Raw genomic sequence first — 26,732 nt, forward strand, 5'->3', positions numbered from 1 at the left:
TCATAACATCACTTTTACACACCAGTTGTATAAATTTAGGACGTAACACTTTTTAATTTTGTTACGTCCCCATATACAATTTAAACATCCGTTCTTCTAATGTTCGATTCAAACAGCCGGTTGTATCCAAGCCACTCCCTGCTGCCGCGCTTGTCCTTGAGCGCCTCCGTCATCGTCTGCATCTTGGCGTCTGTGCAGTCCGCGAAGTTGAGCGCCATCGCCTCAGCCAGCGCCGGCTTCTTCGGGGACCCGTATTCCAGCTCCCCGTGGTGGGAGATCACGCAGTGCTTGAGCTCGCTGGCCAGCACCTCCGGGAAATCCGGGATCGTGCGGATCGCATCGCTGATCATCTCCACGCCGATGATGATATGCCCAAGGAGCTGCCCGTCATCTGTGTAGTCGTTGGCCGGGAAGGAGGAGAGCTCCCGGATCTTCCCGATGTCGTGGCACATGGCGGCTGTATACAGCAGGTCCCTGTTGAGGATGGGGTACGCCCCCACCATATATTCGCAGAATTTCACCACGCTTAACGTATGTTCCAGAAGTCCGCCCGCGAAACCGTGATGCACGGTCTTTGCTGCGGAATGGTTCCGGAACTTCCGGATGAAGTCCGGATCCTTCTCAAAGTAGTACTCGATCACCCCGCGCAGGTACGGGTTCTTCACCTGGCGGCCATAGGCCAGGAGCTCCTGGTACATGGCCTCCGGATCCTTCTCCGTGGAGGGCATGTAGTCCGCCGGGGTGTACTCGCCTTCCGCGGCTTTGCGGATCTGTCTGATGTTGAGCTGCAGGGCATTGTTGTAGCTGATGACCTCGCCGTACACCTCAATGAAATCCATCTCCTCGTACTCCGCGATGCCGCTGGAATTCGGATCCCAGACCTTGCCGTCCAGGGTCCCTGTCTTGTCCTGCAGGATCAGATTGTCGTATGGTTTCCCGTTTCTCGTCTCAGCGGAGCGTTTCCCCTTGCAGAGGTAAATGTTCCGGATCGTCTCTCCCTCGCAGAGAGTGTTGATATATCTCATATGCATGCCTCTTTCTGTCTGTTCTGTTTTCTCAAAATCGTCTTGTTTTCTTACCCTTTACTTCCTACGGTCACGCGGAACGTGATGTCCACATACCCGCCGGTTCCCTGCCGCTGTCCCCGGATGCGGATCTCGTCCCCCTCCGCCAGTTGCATCAGGGCGCTGCTGTAGCCCGAAAGGGTCGTCACCTTGCTGCCGTCCACCTGGGTGATCACGTCGCCGCTCTGGATGCCTGCCGCCATGGCCGGGGAGTCCGCAGCCACTTCGCGCACATACACGCCGGAGGGGATCCCCTGGCCGGACGTGAGCTCCTCTGTCACCGTGACGCCGTATACGCCAATATAGGGCACTGCCTGGTTGTTGGAGAGAAATTCCAGGGCGTCCTTCAGATCCGAGATCCCGTACGCTGTCACAGGTCCTGCCTCGCCGCCTTCAAAGAAACGCTCCTGGTCGATCAGACCCACGATCTCCCCCTCTGTATTGGCAAGCACGCCTGTCCCCGCGCTGCTCCCGCCGATATCCGTGCAGAGCAGGCTGTAATCCCCGTCGGCCCGGTCCACGCTCTCCCTGTTTGACGAGATAATGCCAAACCCAAGGCCGCCGTAATACCCGAAGGGGCTGCCGGCAGCAATGACCATCTCTCCTTTGGACATCCCTCCGGAGCTGCCAAGGGCGGCCGTCTGTATCTGTCCCCAGGCCGTGTCAGGCAGCGCGTTCTTTGCGATGGCATAGACGGCAATGCCAAGATTCGTATCCTGCCGCTTCACCGTGATATTATAGCTCTTCCCGTCTGCCAGCCTGGCCTGCAGCGCGCCTTCTTCCGGCACGGATATGCTCCGGCCCGCGACAAGAAGCTCTGCCCCGTTATCCTCGAAAATAACGCCGGCCACGCTGTCCTCATCCAGAAATCCCCCTTCTGTATCTTCCAGTTGCGGAACCTGGACGGATATCTCCACCATGCTCCTGTTCAATGTGTTCGCCACATCCACAAGAGCGCGGTTCATCTCCCTGTAATCATCCACGGTCAGGACAGGGGACGGCTCCTGAGGCTCTTCCTCCTCGTTCTGCGCCGTCTCCTCCTCTTCCTCCTCCGGGATGGTGATCTTCTCCGGACTGCCGGAGAACTGCTCCTCCGCCCACGGTTTGAGCGCGCAGAACCCCAGGCTGGCCGCCAGTCCAAACAAAAGGCCCAGCCCCGCACACCTAAGGACCGCCGCGCGGACCTTTCTGTACCCGCCGTTCTCGTCCTTAATGGTCTCCTGGATAAAGGAAAACTCTTCCTCACCTACATCCTGGTTTTCCTCTTTTTTCTTCTCCGGATCCTCGCGATACTCCATGCCGCATCTTCTCCTTGTGCAATCCTTTTTTCAGTATACAATATCCCCCCTCAATGTTCAATAATTATCCTTTCCTTTAAATTGCGTATGCGGTATAATAATTGCACAAATGATTGCACAAAGCAGAAAAAACAGGTGAACAAAATGAATCATAAAACACTGACAAAACTGGAATTTGACAAGATCGTGGAACTGCTCACCGCCCAGGCCACCTGCCCGGGCGGCGTGCGCGCCTGCCGGTCTTTAAAACCATTTACCGATATACAGAAGATCGAGACTGCCCAGGAGCAGACCGAAGCGGCTTTTTCAAGGATCGTAAAAAAAGGCCGCCTTTCCTTTTCCGGCTGCGATCCCGTCAGCGACTCCCTGAAAAGGCTGGAGATCGGGGGCGTCCTGGGCGCCGGGGAGCTCCTGCGGATCTGCAAGGTCCTGAAGGCCGCAGGCCGGGCAAAAGCCTACGGCCGCCACGAGACGGCAGAAGAGCTGGCCGACTGCCTGGACGTCTATTTTGACGCCCTTGAACCCCTCACAAACCTGTCCTCCGAGATCGAGCGCTGCATCATCAGCGAGGAGGAGATCAGCGACGAAGCAAGCCCGGGGCTGAAGCACATCCGGCGGCAGATCAGCATGGCCAACGACCGCATCCACGCCACCCTCACCTCCCTTGTGAACGGGTCGCTCCGCAATTACCTGCAGGACGCCCTCATCACCATGCGGGGGGACCGCTACTGCATCCCCGTGAAGGCGGAGTACCGCAGCCAGGTGCCCGGCATGATCCACGACCAGTCCTCCACCGGATCCACCCTCTTCATCGAGCCCATGGCCGTCGTCAAACTGAACAACGACCTGAAGGAGCTCTACGGCAGGGAGCAGGAGGAGATCCAGGTCATCCTTGCGGACCTGAGCAACGAGGCCGCCGGCTTTACCGGGGCGATCCGGGCGGACTACAAAGCCATGACCGAGCTGGACTTCATCTTCGCCCGCGGGGCGCTGGCCCTCTCCATGAACGCCAGCCGCCCGCTGTTTAACCAGGACAGGCGGATCCGGATCCGCCAGGGCCGCCATCCCCTGCTGGACCCGAAAAAGGTGGTCCCCATCTCCCTCACGCTGGGGGAGGACTTCGACCTCCTCATCGTCACCGGCCCCAACACCGGCGGCAAGACCGTCTCCCTGAAGACGGTGGGCCTCTTCACCCTCATGGGGCAGGCAGGCCTCCACATCCCGGCCCTGGACCGCTCCGAGCTGGGTGTGTTCTCCAACGTATTCGCAGACATCGGGGACGAGCAGAGCATTGAGCAGAGCCTCAGCACCTTCTCCTCCCACATGACAAACATCGTGTCCTTTTTAAAGCATATCACGCCGGACAGCCTGGTCCTCTTCGATGAGCTCGGCGCCGGCACGGATCCCACGGAGGGGGCCGCCCTCGCCATCGCCATCCTGGAGCACCTCCACCGGCAGGGCGTCCGCACCATGGCCACCACCCACTACAGCGAGCTGAAGGTCTTCGCCCTCACGTCCGAAGGCGTGGAGAACGCGTCCTGCGAGTTCGATGTGGAGACGCTGCGCCCCACCTACCGGCTGCTCATCGGCATCCCGGGAAAGAGCAACGCCTTCGCCATCTCCAGCAAGCTGGGCCTTCCGGACTACATCATCGACGAGGCGAAGAAGCAGCTCTCCGACCAGCAGGAATCCTTTGAGGACCTCCTCACGGACCTGGAGCAGAGCCGCCGCACCATCGACCGGGAGAAGGAGGAGATCAGCGCCTACCGCCGGGAACTTGAAAAGCTGAAAAGCGAGACCCGGACCCGCCAGGAGAAGCTGGACGCCCAGCGGGAGCGCATCCTGGACGAGGCCAACGAGAAGGCCCGGGCCATCCTGGAGGAAGCCAAGGAGATGGCGGACGAGACCATGAAGAACTTCCGGAAGTTCGGAAAGGAGAACATCTCCGCCTCCGAGATGGAAAAGGAGCGGGAGCGCCTGCGCAAAAAGATCGCGTCCACCGGCTCCGGCAAAAAGCTGGAGGCGCCAAAGCCGCACCGGCAGCACAAGCCCGGCGACTTCAAACTGGGCGAGTCGGTCCGCGTCCTGAGCCTGAACCTGAACGGCATCGTCACATCCCTCCCCGACGCGAAGGGAAACGTAAACGTACAGATGGGCATCCTGAACTCCCAGGTCCACATCTCGGATCTGGAGATCATTCCCGACGAGCCGTCCTACAGCGCGGCGAAAAACATGCGCCGGACTTCCCAGGGAAAGATGAAGATGGGAAAAGCCATGTCCGTGAGCCCGGAGATCAACCTGCTGGGAAAGACTGTGGACGAGGCCATAGCCGAGCTGGACAAATACCTGGACGACGCCTACCTGGCCCACTTAAGTCCGGTGCGCATCGTACACGGCAAAGGCACAGGCGCCCTCCGGGCAGGCATCCACAAGTACCTGCGCCGCCAGAAGCACGTAAAAGATTTCCACCTGGCCGCCTTCGGCGAGGGGGACGCCGGCGTAACGATCGTGGAATTCAAATAGAAAGTTAAGGGAGGATCTTATGGTAAACAAGCAGAAAATACTGATCGTAGATGATGATGAGAACATCGCGGAGCTCATCTCCCTGTATCTGGCAAAAGAATGTTTTGACACAATGATCGTGCACGACGGGGAGGAGGCGCTGAGAGCTTTTGACCTGTATCACCCGAACCTCGTCCTCCTGGACCTGATGCTTCCCGGCATCGACGGGTACCAGGTGTGCCGGGAGATCCGCAGCCGTTCCCAGACGCCGATCATCATGCTCTCCGCCAAGGGCGAGGTGTTCGACAAAGTGCTCGGGCTGGAACTGGGGGCGGACGATTACATCATGAAGCCCTTCGACTCCAAGGAGATGGTCGCCCGGGTGCGCGCCGTCCTGCGGCGCTACCAGCCTGCGAGGCAGGAGCAGGCAAAAGAGGAAAAAGGAAAATGCGTGGAGTATCCGGGTCTTGTCATCAACCTGACAAACTACTCCGTGCTCCTGGACGGCAAAAATGTAGACATGCCGCCCAAGGAACTGGAACTTCTCTACTTTCTCGCCGCCTCCCCGAACCAGGTCTTTACAAGGGAGCAGCTCCTGGACCAGATCTGGGGATACGAGTACATCGGGGACACACGCACCGTGGACGTGCACATCAAGCGTCTCCGGGAAAAGATCAAGGACCATCCCTCCTGGGCGCTTTCGACCGTGTGGGGGATCGGCTACAAATTTGAGGTAAGGTAATGGCATTCCGGCGCGGTAAAACAAAAAAAGACAGCCTGCCCCTGAACAGCACGCTGTATCTGAAATTCATAGTCGTCTATATCATCCTCGGTTTCCTGGCTCTCTTTGTGTCCGCCACACTGGCCTCGGGCCTCACCTACAGCAGCCTGAAGTCCTCGGAGGCGGACCGGCTCTACGCGCAGGCCACTGCCATGGCCAACGACTATCTGCCCGGCTACTTCAGCGAGGCGGTGTCCGGCGCGGAGGTGACCATGCAACTGCGCGGGCTCTCCTCCTACATGGGGGCCGCCGTCTGGCTGGTGGACCAGGAGGGAACTATGCTCTTCAGCGCCCGCCGGGACGGCTATCCGGCCGCTCCGGGCCAGGTGCCCGGCTTCAACCCCGCCGAGAGCGGGAGCGCCACCTACCAGGAGGGGGACTATCACGGCTGCTTCGCCGAGGACGTCATCACTGTCAGCGCCCCTGTCGTACAGGGGTTTTCCACAAAGGGGTATCTGCTCATCCACAAGTCCGTCTCGGACCTGACAGACTTCCGGGATATGCTGATGCGCTCCGTCTACGCCACAGTGATCCTCATCTACCTTCTCTCCTTCCTGGTGCTGCTGGCCTTCCAGTTCCTCGTCTACAGGCCCCTGCGCCGGATCACGGAGGCAGCCACCCAGTATGCCTCCGGCAACCTGGACTATGAGATCCCCGTCACCACCCAGGACGAGATGGGATACCTGTCCGCCTCCCTCAACTACATGTCCGCACAGTTGCGGGATATGGAGGATTACCAGAAGAAATTCGTGGCGAACGTATCCCACGATTTCCGCTCGCCCCTCACATCCATCAAGGGATATGTGGAGGCCATGGCGGACGGCACGATCCCGCCGGAAATGCAGCAGAAATACCTGAACATCATCCTCTTTGAGACCGAGCGTCTGACCGACCTGACCCAGGATCTGCTGACCCTGAACGAGTTCGACCGCAGGGACCTGATGCTGGACAAGGAGGTCTTCGACATCCACGAAGTCATCAAGAACACGGCCGCCTCCTTTGAGGGGATCTGTACAAAGCGGCGGATCTCCATCGAGCTTCTCCTGGCTGCCCGCCATCTCAACGTGTACGCGGACCGGAAGAAGATCCAGCAGGTACTCTACAACCTCATCGACAACGCCGTCAAGTTCAGCGACGCGGATTCCAGCATCACCATCGAGACGACGGACCGGGGCGACAAGGTCTATATCTCCGTCAAGGACTACGGCATCGGCATCCCCAGGGAATCGCTGAACAAGATCTGGGAGCGCTTCTACAAGACAGACACCTCCCGCGGGAAAGACAAACGCGGCACCGGCCTTGGACTGTCCATCGTAAAGGAAGCGATCCAGGCGCACGGTGAGAACATCAACGTCATCAGTACGGAAGGTGTCGGATCTGAATTTATCTTCTCCCTGCCGAAGCGGGGAAATTAAAACATGTCTTCTAATAGAACATCGCGGCCACAGACGGGTCTTCCATGTTGTCTGCATCGATCCAGGTGTAGCCTGAGCTGATCTGCGCCTCGTTGCCGAGCGCCAGCACGGACCGGGAGCAGGCCACGACCGTGGCGTACCCCATCCCGTACGGATTCTGGGCGATCAGACCGTCCACAAGACCCTCCTCCAGGGCTTCCTTCTCCTCGCCCGTCGCGTCAAAGCCGACGATGCGCATCTCCTCCTTCTCCAGCCGGCTGCTGTTGTCCACTGCGCTCATGACCGCATCGCCGCTTGTCCCGTAGATGGCCGCGGCGTCCGGATTCTTTGCGAAAATGTAGTCCATGATCTCCTCGTCCGAGATATCCTCCGCTGTAAGCTGGCTCTCCTCATCCGTGACAGGCGCCGGGGTCTCACCCTCTTTCGCGTAGGTGCCGGCATTGATCTCATCCGCAGCCGTCTGCTTCAGCTCGTCCAGCTCGTCCAGATAGTAGATGTTCCCCACCGTCACCTGGGGATGCTCCGCCTCCATCTTCTGCACGAATCCGTCCACTCTCTCCTGCGTTGTCAGGGAGCGGGAATCGTGGGCGAAGATCATGACCTCCCCCTCGTCCTGCATGGCCTGGGCCAGCCGGTCCGCCGCCTCGCCGGCAGCCGCGTCGTTGTCCGTGCTGATCTTCGCCATGATATTCTGGTAATCGCTCAGGGAGTCGTACGTCACAACAGAGATGCCGTTCTCCGCCGCCAGATCGAACTGCACGTCGCAGGACTGGGAATCTATGATGGAGATCCCCACCGCCTGCGGATACCTGGCCAGCTCCTCGTCCAGAATGTTCACCTGCTCATCCACGTCGCCTTCTTCGGAGGGGCCGCTGTACACCATGCGCACCCGATCATTCCCCTTATATCTGAGCGTGTCGTTGATATCCGAGACAGCCTGCTTTGCGCCTTCCTGCACCTGGTCCCAGAACTCCCCGCCGGACGCCTTCCCTATGATGGAGATGTAAGTCCCGGCTTCCAGGGGAAGGCCTTCCACATTCCCGTACGCGGAGGGCTCCAGCGCATCCAGGCGCACCGCCTGGACATCCACCTTCTCCTCCTTCTGCGCGCCGGTCCCCTGGGCTTCCTGCCCGCTTCCTTCTCCAGCCTGTCCACAGCCTGCCAGCAAAAGAGCCGCGCCCGCCGCGAGCGCAGCTACTCTCTTTATCTCTCTCATTTTCTCCACTCCAAATCACTGAATTTCTGACTACAAACACTATACACCAAAAGTTTGAAAAAGTGTTGAAAAAAATCTTAAATTTAAAATTGAAAATGATCCTCAACCTCTTGTGCTTAATTTAGAACAACTTCAGGGCTTGTATATTTGAGACATTTGTATTATGATATGAATAAATAATTGACAAAGGTCAAAGGAGGAAGATATCATGGCACATGTAATCAGTGACGAGTGTGTAAGCTGCGGTGCTTGCGAGGCTGAATGTCCGGTAGGCGCTATCTCTCAGGGAGCAGATCACTATGAGATCGATCCGGATGCCTGCGTAGACTGCGGAGCATGCGCTGCTCAGTGTCCTACAGGAGCTATCTCCCAGGGTTAATTCCGGAGTATTTCCATAGAAGGCATACGAACATAGCAAAAGACAGGCCGTCTGCAGATTGTTGCGGGCGGTCTGTTTTTTTGTCGCCCCGTGCCGCTGCGGGGCTGAAATTTGCGCACGCCTGCGACTGCTTCCGACAGTCTTGTCCGCCCGTCCATGCTATACTCTGAAAAAAGGGGGTATGGATATGGGAAATGCACTGAACACACTGAGCAGCGCGACAAAAGAGGATACAAAGCTGTACAACTGCATCCGGGAGCTGTACGAGCAGGGCGTCCCGTTCGATGAGCTCAAAGCGCTCATTCCCGATATGAAGCGCACCCGGGAGCAGTTGCGCATCAAGCGCATGCTGGAGAACAACAACGAGGTGCTGACTGCCATGATCGCAAAAGAAATGTCCTTCCTTCTGGACGCGCGGGAGCGGCAGGAGGAAGAACAATTTAAAAAGCTGGACCAGCTCATCCGGCAGCAGCAGTCCTTTCGAAGAGAGACTGCGCAGCAGCCGGGAGCGGCCCAGCGTCTGAAACGCCTGTTCCTGCCGGGATGATATCCCGCAGACGGTTACTCTTTCCAGGTCAGGTTCGCAAACTTCGTGTAATCCGGCAGCCATGCCAGGTGAACGGTCCCTATGGGGCCGTTTCTCTGTTTTGCGATGATGATCTCCGCCTGGTTCGGCGTCTCCGTATCCTTGTTGTAGTAGTCGTCGCGGTAGATGAACATGACCACGTCCGCGTCCTGCTCGATGGCTCCGGACTCGCGCAGGTCCGAGAGCATGGGCCTGTGATCCGGCCTCTGCTCCACCGCACGGCTGAGCTGTGACAGGGCGATCACCGGCACATTGAGCTCCCTGGCGATCCCCTTCAGGGAACGGGAGATCTCGGAGATCTCCTGCTGCCTGGACTCGGACCGTCCGCCCACCCTGCCGCTCATGAGCTGCAGGTAGTCGATGATGATCAGGTCCAGCCCCTGCTCCAGCTTGAACTTGCGGCATTTGGAGCGCAGCTCCGAGATGGAGATCCCGGGGGTGTCGTCTATGATCAGGCGGGACTGTCCGATGATGCCCGCGCTCTCGATGAGCTTCTCCCAGTCGTCGTCCTTCAGGTTGCCTGTCCGGAGCGCCTGGGAATCCACCTGGGATTCCAGGGAGAAGAGACGGTTTACAAGCTGTTCCCTGGACATCTCCAGGCTGAAGACCGCCACGGTCCGCTCCGCCTTGAATGCCACGTGCTGGGCAATGTTCAGCACAAAGGCCGTCTTTCCCATGGAAGGCCTGGCGGCCACCAGGATCAGGTCCGACGGCTGCAGGCCGGAGAGCTTGTAGTCCAGATCCAGGAACCCTGTCGGGATGCCCGTGACGGTCCCTTTTGTCCGGGACGCCCGCTCGATCCTCTCCAGGGCGTTCAGCACGATCTCCTTGATCGGGACATAGTCCCCCGTCGTCCGCTTCTGGGCCAGCTCAAAGATCCGCTTCTCCGCCGTCTCCATCACGGCCTCCATGGACTCGCCGCCCGCATAGCAGGCGTTCGAGATCTCCTCGTTCACCCGGATGAGCCTGCGCAGCATGGATTTCTCAAAGACGATCTGTGCGTAATACTTTACATTTGCAGATGTGGGGACCGCGGTCACCAGATCCCGGACAAACTCCAGGCTGGAGATCTCCTCCGGCACATTTTTCTCCTTCAGCCTCTCCTGCAGGGTGATCAGATCCACCGGCTTGCCTTCATTGAAGAGCTCCGTCATGGAGTCAAAGATCACTCCGTAGGACGTCTGATAAAAATCGCTGCCGCTGATGATCTCGGAAGCAGTCATGATGGCGTCTTTGTCCATCAGCATGGCGCCGACGACCGACTGCTCCGCCTCAATGCTGTGGGGCGGTACCCGCTTGATGAGAGCTTCCTCCATATCCGGCATGTTCCTATGCCTCCTCTGTCACTTCTACTGTAAGCTCCGCCGTCACTTTCGCGTGCAGCTTCACCGGCACATGGAATGTGCCAAGGGACTTGAGCGGGTCTTTCAGTTGTACTTTCTTTCTGTCAACCGTAAGGCCGAGCTGCTCCTGCACCGCCGCCGCGATCTCCTTGGAGGACACGGACCCGAAGGCCCTGCCGCCCTCGCCGGTCTTGATGGACACCGTCACCTTGCTGTCGCCGAGCTTCTTTCCCAGTTCCTGCGCAGCTTCAAGCTGTTCCTGGGCGATCTTGTCCTCGTTTGCCCTGTGGAGCTTCAGGTCGTTCATGTTCCTGCTGTTTGCCTCCACGCCCTTCTTTGTCTTCAGAAGGAAGTTTCTGGCATATCCGTCGTTTACTTCTACGATGTCACCCTTTTTGCCAAGGGATTTCACATCCTGCTGCAAAATTACTTTCATCTATAAATCTCCTTTTTCTGTCATTTCATCGATCACACGCTTGAGGACCGTCACGGCCTCCTCCATGTTGGTGTGGTCAAACTGCGCGCCGGAGGCGTTCATATGTCCGCCGCCGCCCAGCTTCTCCATGATGATCTGGACGTTCACCTCGTCGATGGAGCGGGCGCTCACATAGATCCTTCCGTTGTAGGACGTAAGGACAAAGGTAGCTTTGATCCCGTCGATATCGAGAAGCTCGTTGGCTGCCTGGGCACCGATGATCGTCGGGCTCTCGATCTGCAGGTTCTCACCCCGCGCGATGGCGAACCGCTCCCGGTACACCTCCGCGCTGCTGATGATGCCGGCCTTGGCCTGGTAGGACTTCATGTCGTCCCGGAGCATCTTGCGCACGAACGGGATATCCGCGCCGCACCGACGCAGGAACGCCGCCGCCTCGAAGGTGCGCACGCCTGTCTTGTTCATGAAGTTGTTTGTGTCGATCACGATGCCCGCGTACAGGCTGTTGGCCTCGATCGCCGGGATCCGCACATCGTCCACGATGTACTGGAGCACCTCGGACACCATCTCGCAGGCCGAGGACGCGTAGGGCTCTATGTAGGACAGAAGCGCGTTCTCAATGTTGTCGCTCCCCTGCCTGTGATGGTCAAACACGACGATGGTCTTTGTCATCGTCAGAAGCTCCGGGCACTCCGTCATGCCCGGCCGGTTCGTATCCACCACGATGACCAGGGCGTTCTCATCGATCATCTCCTTCGCCTCCCCGGATGAGACGAACAGGTCGTCCGGGTAGAAGGGATGTTCCACAAACTCCTCGTACAGCGGGCGGATCGTGGCGGAGATGTCGTTGAGGACGATATGCGCCTTCTTCTCAAGCGCAGCGGCGGCGCGGTAGATGCCGATGGCCGCGCCGAAGGAATCCATGTCCGTCATCCGGTGTCCCATGACAAGGATCGTGTCGTTGACCGTGATGAATTCCCGCAGGGCTTCCGCCTTCACCCTCGCCTTCACGCGGGTGTTCTTGGAAGTCTGCTCCCGTTTGCCCCCGTAGTAAGTGATGCCGTCCGAGTCCTTGATGACCGCCTGGTCGCCGCCCCGCGCCAGCGCCAGGTCGATGGCCGCCCGGGCATAGTTGTAGCTCTGCACATACGCGTTCCGGCTCAGTCCCAGGCCGATGCTTAAGGTGGGCGGGATGCTGTTGCCGATGTTGATGGCCTTCACGTCCTCCAGGAGGGAGAAGCGGTCCGCCTCCAGCTCCTTAAAGCAGGATTTCTTGATGACGATGAAGTACTTATCCGTCTCCATCTTCTTCACGATCCCGTCCATGCGGGCGATATACTGGTTGATCTTCCTGTCGATGAGGGCGACCAGAAGGCTCTGGCGCACCTCCTCCACGCTGTCGATCATCTCGTCATAGTTGTCAATGTAGATGAGGCCTGCCACCAGGCGCTGCTCCTCGTTCTGCCGCAGGGCCGTGTTCAGCTCCGTCACATCGGACAGGTAGACTGCCACGAAGTACTCCTTCTCCTCCGGCATATCCAGAAGGCGCTCCGAGTCGCTGAAGCCCTCCACAGACACCTTGCGCAGCTCGGCCCGGTATTCCCTGGAATTAAAGTAGACCTCCATCTCCACGGTCTGCTCCTCGTCCTTCGGGAAGATGCTGCGGTTCAGCTCCGGGATGTACCGGCTCAGGACTGCCTCCCCCTTCACTTTGTTCCCCAGGATCTCCCGGAACTGCTCGTTCATCCACATGAGCCGCCCGTCCTCCAGGAGGATGGCGTAGGGCACGGCCAGCTTCTTGAGCAGCGTATTCTGCACAATGCCGTACTGGGCCGCAAAATCCACCAGATCTTTCATGACCAGGGACTTGTTGTAGAAGTACATGATCCCCACGATCACGATATAGATCAGGACAAAGATCATCATCAGGAGCCCGGCTTTCCTGTCCAGCCTGTAGATCCAGATGTTCATGGCCACAAGAAGAATGGACATGAACGCCGGCCACTGCATGTAGAGCTTCAGTTGCCCTTTCAGGCGCACGTTCTGTTTTGCTTTCTTTTTCATAATCTGTTTCCTCAAAAAACTAAAAGCTGCTTTCCGTATTATAGCACTTTTTCCCGCTGATGAAAAGACAAAAGGCAGGGATGCCCCCGCCTTTTGCGAAGGCCCCTGCCCTCCTGGCCGCGCCAGAGCGGCGGCCTCTTATTTTTCATATCCGTTCGGGTTCTGGGACTGCCATCTCCATGTGTCCTCGCACATCTCGTCCAGTCCCCTCTGTGCCTTCCAGCCGAGCACCCGGAGCGCTTTGGCCGGATCCGCGTAGCACATGGCAATGTCGCCGGCGCGGCGCGGTTTGATCTCGTAGGGGATGTCCCTGCCGCAGGCTTTGGAGAACGCCTTCACCATATCCAGCACGGAGTAGCCCTGGCCGGTTCCCAGGTTGATGACATCCAGTCCCGGATTGGTAAAGATATAGTTGATGGCCTTCACATGGCCGATCGCCAGATCCACCACGTGGATGTAGTCGCGCACGCCCGTTCCGTCCGGGGTGTCATAGTCGTCGCCGAACACGCCCAGCTTCTCGAGCTTGCCTACCGCCACCTGGGAGATGTAGGGCATCAGGTTGTTGGGGATCCCCTTCGGGTCCTCGCCGATGCGGCCGCTCTTGTGGGCTCCCACCGGGTTGAAGTATCTGAGGAGGATGACGTTCCAGGAGGGATCCGCCTTCTGCACGTCGGACATGATCTGCTCCATCATGGACTTTGTCCAGCCGTAGGGGTTGGTGCACTGTCCCTTCGGGCAGTTCTCCGTGATGGGCATCTCCTCCGGGCTTCCGTACACGGTTGCGGAAGAGCTGAAGACGATGTTCTTCACACCCACCTCGCGCATGACCTTCAGGAGGGTCAGTGTGCCGGCGATATTGTTCTGGTAGTATTCCAGCGGCTTCTGCACGGACTCGCCCACTGCCTTGAGGGCCGCGCAGTGGATGACCGCGTCGATCTTCTGTATCTTAAACATCTCAAGGAGCGCCTCCTCGTCCTGCACATCCCCCTCGTAGAAGCGGATCTTCCTGCCGGTCAGCTCCTCCACACGCCTGATGGACTCCCTGGAAGAATTGCACAGATTGTCGTACACAACAACGTCATATCCCTCGTTTAACAGCTCCAGAGCCGTGTGGCTTCCGATATATCCGGCTCCACCTGTGATTAAAATCGTCATCTTCGTCTCCTCCTTGTCTGGATCATTTTTTCATTTCTACTGTAATTATAGTAGGGCCTGCGCCCTTTTTCTATAATAATAATTGCGTGAATTATAAAAATCCTGCGTTTTTCTACCTCTTCTCCCAGAGGTGCTGCGGGTAAACGCCCTCGTCCTTCAGTTTCTGGATGGCCGCCATGACGACCGGCTTGTCCTCCTTGTAGGTGACGCCGTACCACTTGTCCGCAGAGTGAAGAACGCTCACGGCCGCCTTGCCTTCGCCGATCAGCTCACTGACGACAGAGGGGAGGAAATACTCGCATTTCAGCGGGTTTGCCTGCAGCCCCTCCTCAAGAAATGCGGGGAAGCCCGCCCGGATCTCATCCAGGATGCTCCTCGTAAAGCCCCACATGTTCATGGAGACGGTCGTGTCGGCCGGGACGGATACCCAGGTCGCGCCGTCGTCCTCGGAGTAGGCGATGCCGCCGTCCCGCTTCTCGATGCGTGTCCTCTCCTGAATGCCTGTCAGCTCACCGGCGCTGTTCATCTCGCACAGGCCGCGGGCCACGTGGCCGTTGTCCGTCACGGTATTGCCAAGCTGGTATCCCACCATCGTGTAGCGGTACTTCTCGTCGTCCTCGTGGGTGGAGAGGTAGTCATAGATCTTCTGGAACGCTTCTTTCCCGTAGTAGTCGTCCGCGTTGATGACCGCGAACGGTCCGTCGATCAGGTCGATGGCGGAGAGAACGGCGTGAGCCGTCCCCCAGGGCTTCACCCGCCCCTCCGGCACGGCAAAGCCGTCCGGGATGTTGTGGAGATCCTGGTAGGCATACTCCACTTCCATGATCCCGCTCATCCGGTTCCCGACGGATTGTTTGAAATCTTCCTCGATCTCCTTCTTGATGATGAAGATCACTTTCTCAAAACCTGCCCTCCTGGCGTCGTACATGGAGAAATCCATGATGATATGTCCTTCCTGGTCCACCGGATCGATCTGCTTGAGGCCGCCGTACCGGCTTCCCATCCCTGCTGCCATGATCACTAAAACTGGTTTTTTCATTGTATTCCTGTCCTTTCCCCACCTGTGTGTGGCTTGTCTCTTTTTCAAATCGCTACGCCTATTGTAGTATATCTGTTTCCAAAAATCTTTATCTGATTTTGTGATTGATTTGTACAATCTGCATTTTACTTTTGCTTTTTCTGCAAAAGTAGGCTATGATAGAAAGCAAAACAGGAAGGAGGCGCGCGTATGCCCTATATCGGGATAGACCTGAAGGATTCCATCACCGTGGGAAAGCTGTACAGCATCCACTACTTTGAATATATGAGCGATTTCAAATTCCCCGGGGAATCCCACGACTTCTGGGAGTTTGTCTGCGTGGACAAGGGGGATGTGGCTGTGACGGGCGGAGACCGGCACATCATCCTGAACCGGGGCGAGGTGGCCTTCCACCAGCCCGGGGAGTTCCACGACGTGCAGGCCACCGGCCACAGCGCCCCCAACCTGGTGGTCGTCTCCTTCCAGTGCGACAGCCCCGCCATGGAATTTTTCCGGGGAAAGATCCTGCAGGTGGATGAGACGGAGCGGAACCTGCTGGCGGATATCGTGATCGAGGCGCGCCGCTGCTTCGACTGCCGTCTGGACGACCCCTACCTGCAGAATATGCCCCGCAAGGAGGCGGAGCAGTTCGGGGCCGAGCAGCTCATCCGCCTGTACCTGGAGCACTTCCTGATCCATCTGCTGCGCCGGGCCGCGCAGCCCATCTCCCTGGAGAAGGCAAGCATCCGGCCCCGCCCCCAGAAATCCACAAAGAAAAAGAGCGACATGGAGCTCTTCAACCGGGTGGCCGACTATCTGGAAGCGCACCTGGACGGGCATGTGACCATCGAGGAAGTGTGCCGGGAGAACCTGATCGGCCGTTCCCAGCTCCAGAAGATCTTCCGCGAGCAGAGCGGGCTGGGGATCATCGAGTACTTCTCCCTGATGAAGGTGAACGCGGCCAAACAGCTCATCCGCACGAACCGGATGAATTTCACCCAGATCGCGGAGCAGCTCGGATACACATCCATCCACTACTTCTCCCGCCAGTTCAAAAAGGTCACAGGCATGACTCCGTCGGAGTATGCCTCCTCCATAAAAGCAATGGCAGACGGGGACTTTCAGCCGTAAGTCCCGTCTGCCATTCTCTTTTTACACGTTATTTCTACACTTCGCCGCGTCCGAATACCAGCTCTTTAAAGTAGTCCCCCCGCTCCTCGAAATTCCGGAAGATCCCGTAGCTGGCCGCCGCCGGGGAGAGGACGCAGGCCCCGCCTTCCTCTCCGAGCCGGATGGCAAGCTCCACCGCGTCGTCCAGGTGCTCCGCCAGCTCCAGGCGGCCGCTGCCGGCCAGGGTCGGATACTGCTCCTGTATCTCCCTGTAGATCCGCTTCCCGGTCTCTTCCATCAGGATGATGTGGCGCACGCTGCTGCCCGTCAGGTATGCTTCCAACTGGCTGTAATCCACCCCCCGGTCCATGCCGCCGATGAGGATGCTGTCCACGTTCTTGACGCTCTCCAGCGCCTGCACGGCCGTCTCCCCTATGGTGGAGATGGAGTCGTCATAGAAGCGCAGCCCGCTCTTTGTGCCCAGGTACTGGAGCCGGTGCGGGAGCGTCTGGAACGTCCGGAGTGCCCTGAGGAACTTCTCATCCGTCATGGAGAATTCCTTGCAGATGCCGTACACGACGCCGATATCAAAATAGTTGTGGTGCCCGAAAAGGGAGATGCCCTCCTCCGGGATCCGAAGGCCGCTGCCCCGGTAGCGGACCGCCGGTCCGGCCACCTCGATGTCCCCCGCGCCCGTGGCTTTCTGCCCCTCCGGCACAAGGACGGCGGAGATGATCTCCGAGCGGCAGGGCACGCAGGCGCTCGCCTCTCCCGCGCCCGCGATCACCCGCCCCGGCATCACGTCCACGTTGCAGAACAGGATGTCGTCCTCTGTCTGCCAGGCATAGATATTCTGCTTGGCGCGCACGTATTTCTCCATGGTCCCGTAGTGGTCCAGATGCTCCTCATAGAGATTGAGGAGGACCGCTATGTGGGGGGACACCTTCAGGTGCTCCAACTGATGGCAGGAGAGCTCCAGCACGATGACCTCCCCCGGCAGGATGTCCTCCGCGATATCAAAGACCGGGATGCCGATATTCCCGGCCAGAACGGTGTCCTCCCCCGTCTCCTTCAGGATGTGACAGAGAAGGGAGGACGTGGTGCTCTTTCCCTTCGTCCCCGTGATCCCCACGATCTGATCCCGGAACCGCTCGATGAAAAGCCCGGTCTGGGAGACAAAGCGGCAGGCGTATCGTTCCGGCTCCATGGGCAGGACGATCCCCGGCGTCTTGAACACAATATCAAAGGAATCCAGCACCTCTTTATCCATGTAATGGCTGCCGGTGATCAGCTCCACCTCTGCGCTGCCGCCTTCCCGGCCTGGATCCACCTGCGCCTGGTCCGCCACCGCAAGGGCTGTCCACCCGCCGGCGCGGCTGACAAGCCTGAGGGACGAGCGGCCCTCCCTTCCAAATCCGAGGATGAGCACCCTCTTCCCTTCCACTGTCTGACGTATCTTATCCAGCATCCTTCTTTCTCCCCTCTACAAACACTTTTCTTTTACAAGCGCCCCGCAGGCTGCAGGAAGAAGGTTTTCCTCGTCATAGTAAGTAAAGAAACGTCTGCTGTCCGGATCCTCCTTCCTGTAGAGTCCGGCTTCCTTATAATAGCGGAACAGCTCCGGCAGCGCCTCCCCATCCTGTTCCAGGCGGTTGATGGTGAGATTGACAGCCGCATTTACCTCATCCCTGCTTCCCACGCACTCGAAGGGCTTCTCCTTCTCCATGCCGGTCAGCTTGCGGAAATCTTCCAGCATATCCGGGTCCTCCAGCATGTCCCGCCCGAAGATGTCCGTGATCTCCTTCCGGGAGAGGAAGGGCGAGAGGATCAGGCACACAAAGAGGCACTTGGGGCAGTGTCCGCACCACTTGTCCTCCTTGCTGCCTGCATTGCAGCTTCTGAAAATATCGTGGAACTGCCTGCACGTCGCAAAATACCTGGCGATCTGGAACTCGCTTAAAGGCCGCAGCATGCTGAAATAGTACGTGCCGCTCGCGATGTACGCCTTCTCGTAGTCATGGAACGCCTTCTCAAACCGGAAGCTCTTGGAGTACTGGTGATTCACCGTGCTCCCCTCCACCGTGCTCTCGTTGGCGCTGGACTCATTGGAGAGGGCAATGTACCGGATCCCCCGCATGTAGGCGGCGATCGTCGCGGAGAAGGCCACGATCGCCGAGTAGGGCGTGTGGCCGTTCAGAAAGCCCTGCCGGTTCAGCTCCAGCATGTTCCGGTCCAGCGTGCGCTTCGCACAGACAAGCCTCTCTTCCCCGTAGCCGGCCCGCTCCACCGTCTTCAGCGTGGCGCCCCGGGGATTGATGATATAGCAGCAGTTCTTCTCCTTCTCCCCTTCCAGAAGGGACAGCGTCACAGCTGAATCCTTGCCGCCGCCCACCGGCACCAGGTAGCCCTGCGCCTCCGGGCCAAGGGGCGCGTCCTGCGCCTGCTCCAAAGCCCCCGCCGAACGGATCTCCATGAAGTCCTCCTGGTTCTCCTCAATGCCGTTCGTATAGTAGAATTCGCCCAGACCGTTAAAGTAGAGGTCCTTCCACCACAGGATCTGCTCCCCGTCAAGACTTCCCGCCTCCACCGTCACGACCGGCGGGCACGCCGTCTTCCAGTAGCTTATAAGCTCCACCATGCCGAGGGAGAAGGCCAGCTTCCGGAATGTCCCGTTCTCCCGGAAGCATCTTGTCTCGCCCGGCTTTTTCGGAAACTCCCACGTGGGGTGGAAGGATGCAAGTCCCGGGATCTCAAAGTCGTACACGATCCCCACCCTGCTGTCGTCTTCCCCGATCTCATACCCGTGGTATACAAACTCCGGATATTTTTTTCTTAAGTCCGTATATGAATACATACATGCACCTGCCTGTCATTCTTTTATCTTTGTCTATCTTATATCATTTCCGGGCTTTTCTCAAGTCATTCCGGGCAGTTGTCATCCCTTTTGGTGCAGGATCCCGCTTCAATTAACGCAAAATTTTTTATATTTTTCAGAAAAGATTGACAATTTTCCTCCCCTGTGCTAATGTCTCTATAAACTGATAAGGAGTGAGAGCCATGGCAGAAGAAAGAAAAATCCCCTATAAAATCTATCTGGAAGAGAGCGAGATGCCGGACGCATGGTACAATGTGCGCGCGGATATGAAACACAAGCCAGCACCCCTCTTAAACCCGGTCACTCTGCAGCCGATGACGGCGCAGGAGCTCGGAGAGGTATTCTGCGAAGAACTTGTGAAACAGGAGCTGAACAACGACGACCGCTACATCGAGATCCCTAAAAAGATCCGGGATTTCTACCGGATGTACCGGCCGGCTCCCCTGGTGCGCGCCTACTGCCTGGAGGAGAAGCTGCAGACGCCGGCAAAGATCTACTACAAATTTGAGGGCAACAATACAAGCGGCAGCCACAAGCTCAATTCCGCCATCGCCCAGGCCTTCTACGCCAAGGACCAGGGCCTTAAGGGCGTGACCACCGAGACAGGCGCCGGCCAGTGGGGCACAGCCCTCTCCATGGCCTGCTCCTACCTGGATCTGGACTGCATTGTGTTCATGGTCAAATGCTCCTACGAACAGAAGCCTTTCCGCCGCGAGGTCATGCGGACCTACGGGGCCAGCGTCACGCCCTCCCCCTCGGAGACGACCCGGATCGGGCGGCAGATCCTGGCCGAGCATCCGGGCACGTCCGGAAGCCTGGGATGCGCCATCTCCGAGGCTGTGGAGGTGGCCACCCACACGGAGGGCTACCGCTATGTGCTCGGCAGCGTGCTCAACCAGGTGGCGCTCCACCAGTCCATTATCGGCACGGAGACAAAGATCGCCATGGATAAGTACGGGATCCGCCCGGACATCATCATCGGATGCGCCGGCGGCGGTTCCAACCTGGCCGGCCTGATCGCCCCCTTTATGGGAGAGAAACTCCGCGGGGAGGCGGATTATCATTTCATCGCTGTGGAGCCGGCCTCCTGCCCCAGCTTCACAAGGGGCGTGTACGCCTACGATTACTGCGACACAGGCAAGGTGTGCCCGCTTGCAAAGATGTATACCCTGGGGAGCGGCTTTATCCCGTCGCCCAGCCATTCCGGCGGCCTCCGCTACCACGGCATGAGCCCGGTCCTCTCCCAGCTCTACCACGACGGTTACATGGAGGCGAGGGCCGTGGAGCAGACCTCCGTGTTCGCCGCGGCCGAGCAGTTCGCACGGGTGGAGGGCATCCTGCCCGCCCCGGAGAGCAGCCACGCCATCAGGGTGGCCATCGATGAGGCCATGAAGTGCAAGGAGACCGGCGAGGAGAAGACGATCCTCTTCGGCCTCACCGGAACCGGATACTTTGACATGTTCGCCTATGAAAAATACCACAACGGCGAGATGACGGATTACATCCCATCCGACGAGGACCTTAAGGCCGGCTTTGACGGCCTGCCCGCATTCCCGGGAAACGGGATATAGACAAACGCGCGCGTCAAGAGGCCCCCTCAGATCCTGCTGCGATCTGAGGGGGCCTCTTTTCTCTGCCTTTAGTCTTCTTTTGTCGCCTCGTAAAACTCTTCCAGGAGATAGACCCGCAGCCGCTCCAGAAGCTCCGGCGCCTTCCCTCCCACCTGCCTGCCGTCGATCTCGCAGGCGGGCAGGCACAGGTTGCTGGAGCTCGTCACGATCACCTCCTGGGCCGCAAAGAGATCATCCAGCGTGTAGGGCGTCTCGCTCACCGGTATGTTCAGCGCCTCGCAGGCCCGGATAAGGTGGGCTCTGGCGATGCCCGGAAGGATCAGGTTGTCCGCCGGCGCTGTCACCAGCTTCCCGTCCCGGATGATATGCACATTGCTGTGGGCGCATTCCGTCACGCGGCCGCCCGGGCGGTAGAAGACCGCCTCCTGACAGCCGGCCTGCTTCGCCTTCTCCGATGCCATGCAGGACGGGATCAGGTTCAGCGTCTTGATGTTGCAGTGCAGGAACCGGGTGTCCTCCACCGTGATCAGCCGGACCGGCTTCGTTCCGTCCGAGATCTCCGCCGGCCGGAGCGCGATCCACAGATTGCCCGGCCCTTCCGTAAACACGTGGTTACGGATGCCGGTCCCCCGGGTCACCTGGTAGTAGACGAACAGGTTTCCCGTATCCATCTTGTTCACCATCTCCTGCAGGATGGTCTTAAGTTCTTCCTTTGTCACCGGCATCTGAATATCCAGCAGTCCGGCGCTGTTAAAAAAACGGTCCACATGCTCGTCCAGCGCAAAGATCTTGTAGTTCCGGGACGGGCCCGCATCGTACACGCCGTCTCCGAACCAGCACACCCTGTCGTTCATGGGGATCATCATCTCGTCCAGTTCCCCGTATCTGCCGTTGTAGTACCCTAATGTCTTCATTTTGCCTCTCCTTTTTTCATACCTTTCTCACACTTTTTACTCCGGCGCGCGCCCGAGGAATTCTTCCCGTACGCTCTGCGGCACAAGAGAGCCGCCCGTCGCCCACACGATATGGGACGCCTGTCCCATCCTGTCAGCAAGGCCGTGCGCCTCCGTGTACGCGCGGCACACCTCCTCCCGCTCTATGCGCTCCGGCCCCGCAAAAGCCGCGCAGGAGCTGGGCTCGATAAAAAAGCCCTCCGTGTCCAGCAGCTCTTTCATATAACTATACAACGCATCGTCCTCCACTGTAAACTCCCCGGCGAGAAGATGCTCCACTGTCTTTCCCACAAATTTGGACGGTCTCCCGACAGCCAGTCCGTCCGCCTCCGTCAGGCCGGTCAGGCCGATGTCCTGCACGCAAATCCCGTCGTGCAGCCCTGTGGCGATCCCCAGGAGCATGCAGCAGGCCTGCACGGGCTCTGCATAGAACACGTGCGCACTGTCCCCGTACACCAGCTTGAGACCGAACGTGATGCCGCCCGGCGCGCCGCCCACGCCGCAGGGAATGCAGACAAACAGCGGATGCTCCTCATCCACCGGCACGTCCGCCTCCTCAAGCTGCCGGCGCAGGCGCAGCGCTGCCACCGCGTAGCCGAGAAACAGGCTGACCGAGTTCTCGTCATCCACAAAATACCCCTTCGGATCTTTCTGCGCCTCTGCCCTGCCATTCTTCACCGCCTCGCCGTAATCTCCCGCATACTCTACGACCCGGACGCCTTTGGACCTGAGCAGATCCTTCTTCCACTGTTTGGCGTCCTGCGACATGTGCACAGATACCCGGAAGCCCAGGGCCGCGCTGATGATGCCGATGGACAGCCCCAGGTTGCCTGTGGAGCCCACGTGAACGGCGTAGTTGGAGAAGAATGCCCGCATCCGCGGCTCTGCAAAGGCTTCGTAGTTCTCCCCCTCCCGGATCACTCCCTCCTGCAGAGCCAGGTTCTCCGCATGTTCCAGAATTTCATAGATCCCGCCCCGGGCCTTGACGGAACCAGCCACGGCAAGCTCTGAATCCATCTTCAGGAGCAGCCGCCCCTGCAGCCGTGCCCCGTGGGCCCGGTTCAGCGCCTCCTTCATGCGGGGGATCTCCCGCAGCGGAGACTCTATGATCCCGCCCGCGGACTCTGTCCCGGGAAACGCTTTTGCGATAAAAGGCGCGAACCGCCGGAGCCTGGCGTCCGCTTCCTCCACGTCTTTCATGGTCAGCCGGATCTTTTCCAGCGCGTCCTTCGCCCTCTCCAGCCGGGGATTGATCCAGCTTACCTCCTCTGCCCGCCGCAGACTTCCTGTGACCGGAACTTCCCGCTCCAGTTTTTCCATATCGATCATCGCTTTCTCCTCTCTCAGAAGCCGGCAGACGTCTGTCCGGCTGTATGAAAGAGAGGCAGACGGATTTCCGTCTGCCTCTCACACATCATCTGCTTAGTCCTGCACGTACGGCATCAGCGCGATGTGACGTGCTCTCTTGATCGCTACAGTGAGCGCTCTCTGATGCTTTGCACAGTTGCCTGTGATCCTTCTGGGAAGGATCTTGCCTCTCTCAGAGATATATTTTCTTAACTTTGCTACATCCTTGTAATCGATCTCATTGTTCTCTTTTCCGCAGAATACGCAGACTTTTTTTCTTCTGCGTCCGCCTCTTCTCTTGAAGCCGCCCTCCGGACGATTTCCCTTCTCGAAAGCCATGGTGGTCTCTCCTTTCTACACTTACATATCACAAAAGTGTTCTGCTCTAGTTAAACGGTAATTCTTCATCTATTCCGTCCGGAATATTCATGAAGCCGTCACCTGCCGGAGCGGCCGGTGCCGGTTGGGGAGCTGACTGGAAGCCGCCTCCTGTATGAGCGTCGCTGGCCGCTTTGCTCTCAGCGAATTCCTGTTCTTCCACTACAACCTCTGTCGTATATACCTTCACGCCGTCCCTGTTGGTGTAGCTGCCCGTCTGGATCCGTCCGCTCACAACGATCTTGATGCCCTGTCTGTAATATCTCTCCGCATGCTCGGCCTGCTTTCCGAAAGCAACGCAGGAAATAAAGTCTGCCGTCTGCTCTCCGTCGCGTCTGAACCTGCGGTCGACAGCCAGGGTAAATCTGGCGATCGCCAGCGGATTGTCCCCCTGTGAATATCTCACTTCCGGGTCTCTCGTCAAACGTCCCATCAAAATTACTTTATTCATTCTTTTACCTCTCTTCTTCTATGCCTCTTGTTTCACGCATAAATATCTGAGTACGTTGTCCATGATGCGGACTCTCTGCTCGATCTCGCCTGGAACTGTAGCATCAGACTCGAAGTGGATGAAGTAATAGTATGCTTCGCGCATTTTCTGAATCTCGTAAGCCAGTCTCTTCTTACCCCATTCGTCAACGTCTGTCACATTGCCGCCGAAGCGTGCGATCATCTCTTTGATCTTCTCGATGACCTGTGCTCTCTCGTCGTCTTCGATTTTTGCATTGACTACAACAGCTAATTCGTACTTGTTCATGTAGCTTGCACCTCCTTTTGGTCTTTTGGCCCCCGGTCCATGCCGGGAGCAAGGATACCCTTCCGGATCGGCTCCGGTCGGATACTAATATATCACGAGTTAATATGATAGCATAGAGGTCAAGCTATTTCAAGCCTTTTTTCGCAAATCCTTCGTGTTTTTCTCCACCAGTTTTCTCGCGATCATGATCTGGTGTCCGCAGCCCAGGCACTTGAGCCTGAAATCCGCCCCGACGCGGAGGATCTCCCACTCGAAGCTCCCGCAGGGATGCTTTTTTTTCAGTTTTACGATATCTCCCACTTCATACGTGTACGGTGTCATTTCTCCTCCTTCTCCTTTACGCCGACAACGACCATCCTGTGCTCGTCGCTGGCTTTGGTGCAGGTGGACAGGGTCACCACCGTGTCCGCCATCGTCACCTCCACGCCCGTGTCGTAGGCCGAGGCCTGCTTCGTGTAGTCGAGGAACGCCTGGTAGGCCGCGTCGTCTGCGAACTCCGTCAGATAGGTGTCCGACGTCTCCGTCACCTGGCCGGCCGCATAGATGTGATAGGTGATCTCCCGCCCGTCCGGCGTATAGATATAGAAGTACGGGTTGGACTCCCAGAAGGATCTCTCCTCATATTTGGCCAGATCGTGGAACATGGAGTTGTCATTCATCCGGTGGCCGTATATGATCGTGTTCCTGTCGTTGAAATCCGGGTTGTTGTATGTATTTACGAAAATGGCCCCCACGGTGTTCTCGCTGGCCGAGAACGTCTTGTTCAGATAGGTGCTGTTGTCCGTGGTCTGCACAAGGGGGTAGCTGATCTGCGCCGGCTCCGGGTCAAAGCGGATCCACCCCACCGTGTCCGGGTTGATCCCTTTGAGGGTGTCAAAATCTACCGAGAAGCGGGCCTTTTCCCCGTCTCCTTCGCCCTCCTCCGTGACCGCCAGCGCCTTCACCTCGTCGTACTCTTTTCTTCCCTCATGGTAGCCCGAAAGGATGCGGAAAAACTGGAATGCGGACACGCAGAACACAAGGACCGCCAGGACCAGGATGATATTGCTGACAATGCGCCCCTTCCCGCCGCTCTTTTTCTCGCTCTTTCCGGGAGTTTTCCCTTTCTTTTTCCCGGCGGCCGCCTTGCCTCCGGAACCAGCTCTTCTCTTCCCTTTAGCCTTCACCTGGTCCGGTGTTCGCAGATCCTCATCTTCCTCCAGATCGATCCAATCGTTCTCCCAATCTTCTTCCGGCCGTTTCTCCACCTGACGCGCAGCCCTTTCCCGGCTGCTGTCCCGGCTGCTGCCGCGGCTCCCGGCCGGGCCGGAAGAGCGCCTTCTCCCTCTATGGTAATGCTTCTTTTCGCTCAATGTCTTAACTCCTTTTCTCCATAAACACACGTCTTATTGCACGATGCCTGTTCTTTCCTAGTATACCACATCAAAAGATGCGCTTCTATATATTTTATATATTTTTAATTTCCAGTTTATTGACTTTGCCGGCATCGGGAGTATGATTGCAGATAGGAGGATGAGAAAATGAAAGAAAAACTGATACGATTTATGGCCGGGCGCTACGGCTTTGACTCTTTTGGAAAGGCGACCCTGATCGCCGCTCTTATCGTGATGGTCCTGTCCGGTTTATTTGAGAGCGCCATCCTGTCGCTCCTTGCCTGGGCTCTGATCATCTACACATACTTCCGGCTGTTTTCCAGGAACATTTACAGGCGCTCTGCCGAGAACCAGGCCTATCTGAAAAAGACAAGGGGCATCCGCACCTGGTTCAACAGCCAGAAAAGCCTGATGGCCCAAAGGAAAACGCATCATATATACAAGTGCCCCACCTGCCATCAGAAAATCCGCGTCCCCAGGGGAAAGGGACGGATCGAGATACGCTGCCCCAAGTGTCAGACGCGCTTTATCAAAAAGAGCTGATATCAAGATATCAATGTGGATAAGAAAGAGAAAGGAAACCATATATGTTGGATTATTTAGTTTTATATAACAGCCAGTCCGGAAATACAAAAGGCGTGGCGGCCGCCATCTTCTCAGCCCTGCCCGAGGGCTCCCGGGACCTGGTCGATATCAACGGAGGAAATCCCATCCCGAAGGCAGCCACCTATTTTATCGGCTTCTGCGTGCACAGAGGCTCCTGCTGTATAGAGGTAAGTGATTTCATCAGCTCCCTGGAGGGCTGCAGCATTGCCCTTTTTGGCACCTGCGGCATGGGCAGCTCACCGGAGTACTACAAGCTTATCGAAAAAAATGTCAGCGCCTGGATCAACAGCAGCTGCCGGTATCTGGGCTGCTGCCTCTGCCAGGGAAAGATGCCCATGCAGGTCCGCCAGAAATACGAGAACATGCGCACCGCGGAAAACACGGCGCAGGTGGACGGCTTTATCCGAAACTTTGACCATGCGATGACCCACCCTGACCGCGAGGATCTGAAAAGGGCACAGGAGTTTGCACTGTCGTGCGTTTCCCGTGCCCGTGAACAGGTCTGATG

General features: G+C 57.9%; 26 protein-coding genes. 9 read left to right on the forward strand and 17 right to left on the reverse strand.

All coding sequences use genetic code 11. From position 1 onward, the window contains the following. Positions 1-80: 80 nt before the first annotated feature. Both H6A20_RS00360 and H6A20_RS00365 read right to left on the reverse strand, forming a co-directional pair. Complete coding sequence (locus H6A20_RS00360; protein ID WP_204905176.1) at positions 81-1,025, reverse strand: 3'-5' exoribonuclease YhaM family protein; 945 nt, start codon at positions 1,023-1,025, stop codon at positions 81-83. Between the two features lie 50 nt (positions 1,026-1,075). Then, positions 1,076-2,362: a S1C family serine protease gene (locus H6A20_RS00365; protein ID WP_204905177.1), complete on the reverse strand. Its 1,287-nt coding sequence runs from the start codon at positions 2,360-2,362 to the stop codon at positions 1,076-1,078. A gap of 144 nt (positions 2,363-2,506) precedes the next feature. Here H6A20_RS00365 and H6A20_RS00370 point away from each other — a divergent pair, with 144 nt between their 5' ends. From H6A20_RS00370 to H6A20_RS00380, 3 genes are read left to right on the forward strand one after another with little or no spacing between them, the layout of a single operon-like run. Then, positions 2,507-4,885, forward strand: coding sequence for an endonuclease MutS2 (locus tag H6A20_RS00370; protein WP_204905178.1), 2,379 nt, complete (start codon positions 2,507-2,509; stop codon positions 4,883-4,885). 19 nt (positions 4,886-4,904) lie between these two features. Then, complete coding sequence (locus H6A20_RS00375) at positions 4,905-5,606, forward strand: response regulator transcription factor (protein ID WP_204905179.1); 702 nt, start codon at positions 4,905-4,907, stop codon at positions 5,604-5,606. Next, entirely contained in the window at positions 5,606-7,060 is a 1,455-nt protein-coding gene (locus H6A20_RS00380; RefSeq protein WP_338106517.1) for a sensor histidine kinase, read from the forward strand. Before H6A20_RS00375 ends, H6A20_RS00380 begins: the two co-directional genes overlap by 1 nt. A gap of 10 nt (positions 7,061-7,070) precedes the next feature. Here H6A20_RS00380 and H6A20_RS00385 read toward each other — a convergent pair whose 3' ends face one another. Further along, positions 7,071-8,276 carry a substrate-binding domain-containing protein gene (locus tag H6A20_RS00385; RefSeq protein WP_204905180.1) on the reverse strand — a complete coding sequence of 402 codons (1,206 nt, stop codon included), beginning with the start codon at positions 8,274-8,276 and terminating at the stop codon, positions 7,071-7,073. Between the two features lie 208 nt (positions 8,277-8,484). Between H6A20_RS00385 and H6A20_RS00390 the strand changes: the two genes are divergently transcribed. Both H6A20_RS00390 and H6A20_RS00395 read left to right on the forward strand, forming a co-directional pair. Beyond that, a complete protein-coding gene (locus tag H6A20_RS00390) occupies positions 8,485-8,655 on the forward strand; it encodes a DUF362 domain-containing protein (protein WP_081958046.1) in 171 nt (56 codons plus the stop codon). 187 nt (positions 8,656-8,842) lie between these two features. Then, positions 8,843-9,202: a hypothetical protein gene (locus H6A20_RS00395; protein WP_204905181.1), complete on the forward strand. Its 360-nt coding sequence runs from the start codon at positions 8,843-8,845 to the stop codon at positions 9,200-9,202. Positions 9,203-9,216: 14 nt separating this feature from the next. Here H6A20_RS00395 and dnaB read toward each other — a convergent pair whose 3' ends face one another. From dnaB to H6A20_RS00420, 5 genes are all read right to left on the reverse strand, one after another. Continuing rightward, positions 9,217-10,557, reverse strand: coding sequence for a replicative DNA helicase (gene dnaB / locus H6A20_RS00400; protein ID WP_204905343.1), 1,341 nt, complete (start codon positions 10,555-10,557; stop codon positions 9,217-9,219). A 13-nt stretch (positions 10,558-10,570) separates the two neighbouring features. Beyond that, on the reverse strand, positions 10,571-11,020 hold the full coding sequence (gene rplI / locus H6A20_RS00405; protein ID WP_204905182.1) for a 50S ribosomal protein L9: 450 nt from the start codon (positions 11,018-11,020) through the stop codon (positions 10,571-10,573). Next, on the reverse strand, positions 11,021-13,081 hold the full coding sequence (locus H6A20_RS00410; protein ID WP_204905183.1) for a DHH family phosphoesterase: 2,061 nt from the start codon (positions 13,079-13,081) through the stop codon (positions 11,021-11,023). It abuts the gene before it with no gap. Positions 13,082-13,219: 138 nt separating this feature from the next. Further along, the gene (gene galE, locus H6A20_RS00415; RefSeq protein WP_204905184.1) at positions 13,220-14,236 is read right to left on the reverse strand and encodes a UDP-glucose 4-epimerase GalE; all 1,017 of its coding nucleotides are present in this window, start codon (positions 14,234-14,236) and stop codon (positions 13,220-13,222) included. Between the two features lie 112 nt (positions 14,237-14,348). After that, positions 14,349-15,275, reverse strand: a complete 927-nt coding sequence (locus H6A20_RS00420; protein ID WP_204905185.1) for a nucleotidyltransferase family protein — start codon at positions 15,273-15,275, stop codon at positions 14,349-14,351. A 189-nt stretch (positions 15,276-15,464) separates the two neighbouring features. On the opposite strand from H6A20_RS00420, the gene H6A20_RS00425 reads away from it, so the two are divergent. Then, entirely contained in the window at positions 15,465-16,385 is a 921-nt protein-coding gene (locus H6A20_RS00425) for an AraC family transcriptional regulator (RefSeq protein ID WP_204905186.1), read from the forward strand. 34 nt (positions 16,386-16,419) lie between these two features. Here H6A20_RS00425 and murD read toward each other — a convergent pair whose 3' ends face one another. Both murD and H6A20_RS00435 read right to left on the reverse strand, forming a co-directional pair. Continuing rightward, a complete protein-coding gene (murD, locus tag H6A20_RS00430) occupies positions 16,420-17,832 on the reverse strand; it encodes a UDP-N-acetylmuramoyl-L-alanine--D-glutamate ligase (RefSeq protein WP_204905187.1) in 1,413 nt (470 codons plus the stop codon). 15 nt (positions 17,833-17,847) lie between these two features. Further along, positions 17,848-19,218, reverse strand: a complete 1,371-nt coding sequence (locus tag H6A20_RS00435) for a MurL-like N-terminal domain-containing (protein ID WP_204905188.1) — start codon at positions 19,216-19,218, stop codon at positions 17,848-17,850. A gap of 203 nt (positions 19,219-19,421) precedes the next feature. Between H6A20_RS00435 and H6A20_RS00440 the strand changes: the two genes are divergently transcribed. Next, positions 19,422-20,810 carry a TrpB-like pyridoxal phosphate-dependent enzyme gene (locus H6A20_RS00440; RefSeq protein WP_204905189.1) on the forward strand — a complete coding sequence of 463 codons (1,389 nt, stop codon included), beginning with the start codon at positions 19,422-19,424 and terminating at the stop codon, positions 20,808-20,810. A 68-nt stretch (positions 20,811-20,878) separates the two neighbouring features. On the opposite strand, the gene H6A20_RS00445 is transcribed toward H6A20_RS00440, so the two are convergent. The 7 genes from H6A20_RS00445 to srtB all read right to left on the reverse strand — a co-directional run bounded on the left by H6A20_RS00445 (position 20,879) and on the right by srtB (position 25,597). Continuing rightward, positions 20,879-21,724, reverse strand: coding sequence for a D-amino acid aminotransferase (locus tag H6A20_RS00445; protein ID WP_204905190.1), 846 nt, complete (start codon positions 21,722-21,724; stop codon positions 20,879-20,881). A 36-nt stretch (positions 21,725-21,760) separates the two neighbouring features. Further along, a complete protein-coding gene (locus tag H6A20_RS00450; RefSeq protein WP_204905191.1) occupies positions 21,761-23,092 on the reverse strand; it encodes a D-serine ammonia-lyase in 1,332 nt (443 codons plus the stop codon). 93 nt (positions 23,093-23,185) lie between these two features. Next, complete coding sequence (rpsR, locus tag H6A20_RS00455) at positions 23,186-23,449, reverse strand: 30S ribosomal protein S18 (RefSeq protein ID WP_204905192.1); 264 nt, start codon at positions 23,447-23,449, stop codon at positions 23,186-23,188. A gap of 46 nt (positions 23,450-23,495) precedes the next feature. Next, complete coding sequence (locus H6A20_RS00460; protein ID WP_204905193.1) at positions 23,496-23,939, reverse strand: single-stranded DNA-binding protein; 444 nt, start codon at positions 23,937-23,939, stop codon at positions 23,496-23,498. An 18-nt stretch (positions 23,940-23,957) separates the two neighbouring features. Beyond that, positions 23,958-24,245, reverse strand: coding sequence for a 30S ribosomal protein S6 (gene rpsF / locus H6A20_RS00465; RefSeq protein WP_204905194.1), 288 nt, complete (start codon positions 24,243-24,245; stop codon positions 23,958-23,960). A 129-nt stretch (positions 24,246-24,374) separates the two neighbouring features. Then, positions 24,375-24,566, reverse strand: a complete 192-nt coding sequence (locus H6A20_RS00470; protein WP_204905195.1) for a DUF951 domain-containing protein — start codon at positions 24,564-24,566, stop codon at positions 24,375-24,377. Then, on the reverse strand, positions 24,563-25,597 hold the full coding sequence (gene srtB / locus H6A20_RS00475) for a class B sortase (protein ID WP_243426067.1): 1,035 nt from the start codon (positions 25,595-25,597) through the stop codon (positions 24,563-24,565). Before srtB ends, H6A20_RS00470 begins: the two co-directional genes overlap by 4 nt. A 168-nt stretch (positions 25,598-25,765) precedes the next feature. Between srtB and H6A20_RS00480 the strand changes: the two genes are divergently transcribed. Both H6A20_RS00480 and bilS read left to right on the forward strand, forming a co-directional pair. After that, the gene (locus H6A20_RS00480) at positions 25,766-26,161 is read left to right on the forward strand and encodes a zinc ribbon domain-containing protein (RefSeq protein ID WP_204905196.1); all 396 of its coding nucleotides are present in this window, start codon (positions 25,766-25,768) and stop codon (positions 26,159-26,161) included. Positions 26,162-26,205: 44 nt separating this feature from the next. Then, the gene (bilS, locus tag H6A20_RS00485; protein WP_204905197.1) at positions 26,206-26,730 is read left to right on the forward strand and encodes a flavodoxin family protein BilS; all 525 of its coding nucleotides are present in this window, start codon (positions 26,206-26,208) and stop codon (positions 26,728-26,730) included. Positions 26,731-26,732 lie beyond the last annotated feature (2 nt).

This window comes from Mordavella massiliensis (assembly GCF_016901695.1).
Classification (GTDB): domain Bacteria; phylum Bacillota; class Clostridia; order Lachnospirales; family Lachnospiraceae; genus Claveliimonas; species Claveliimonas massiliensis_A.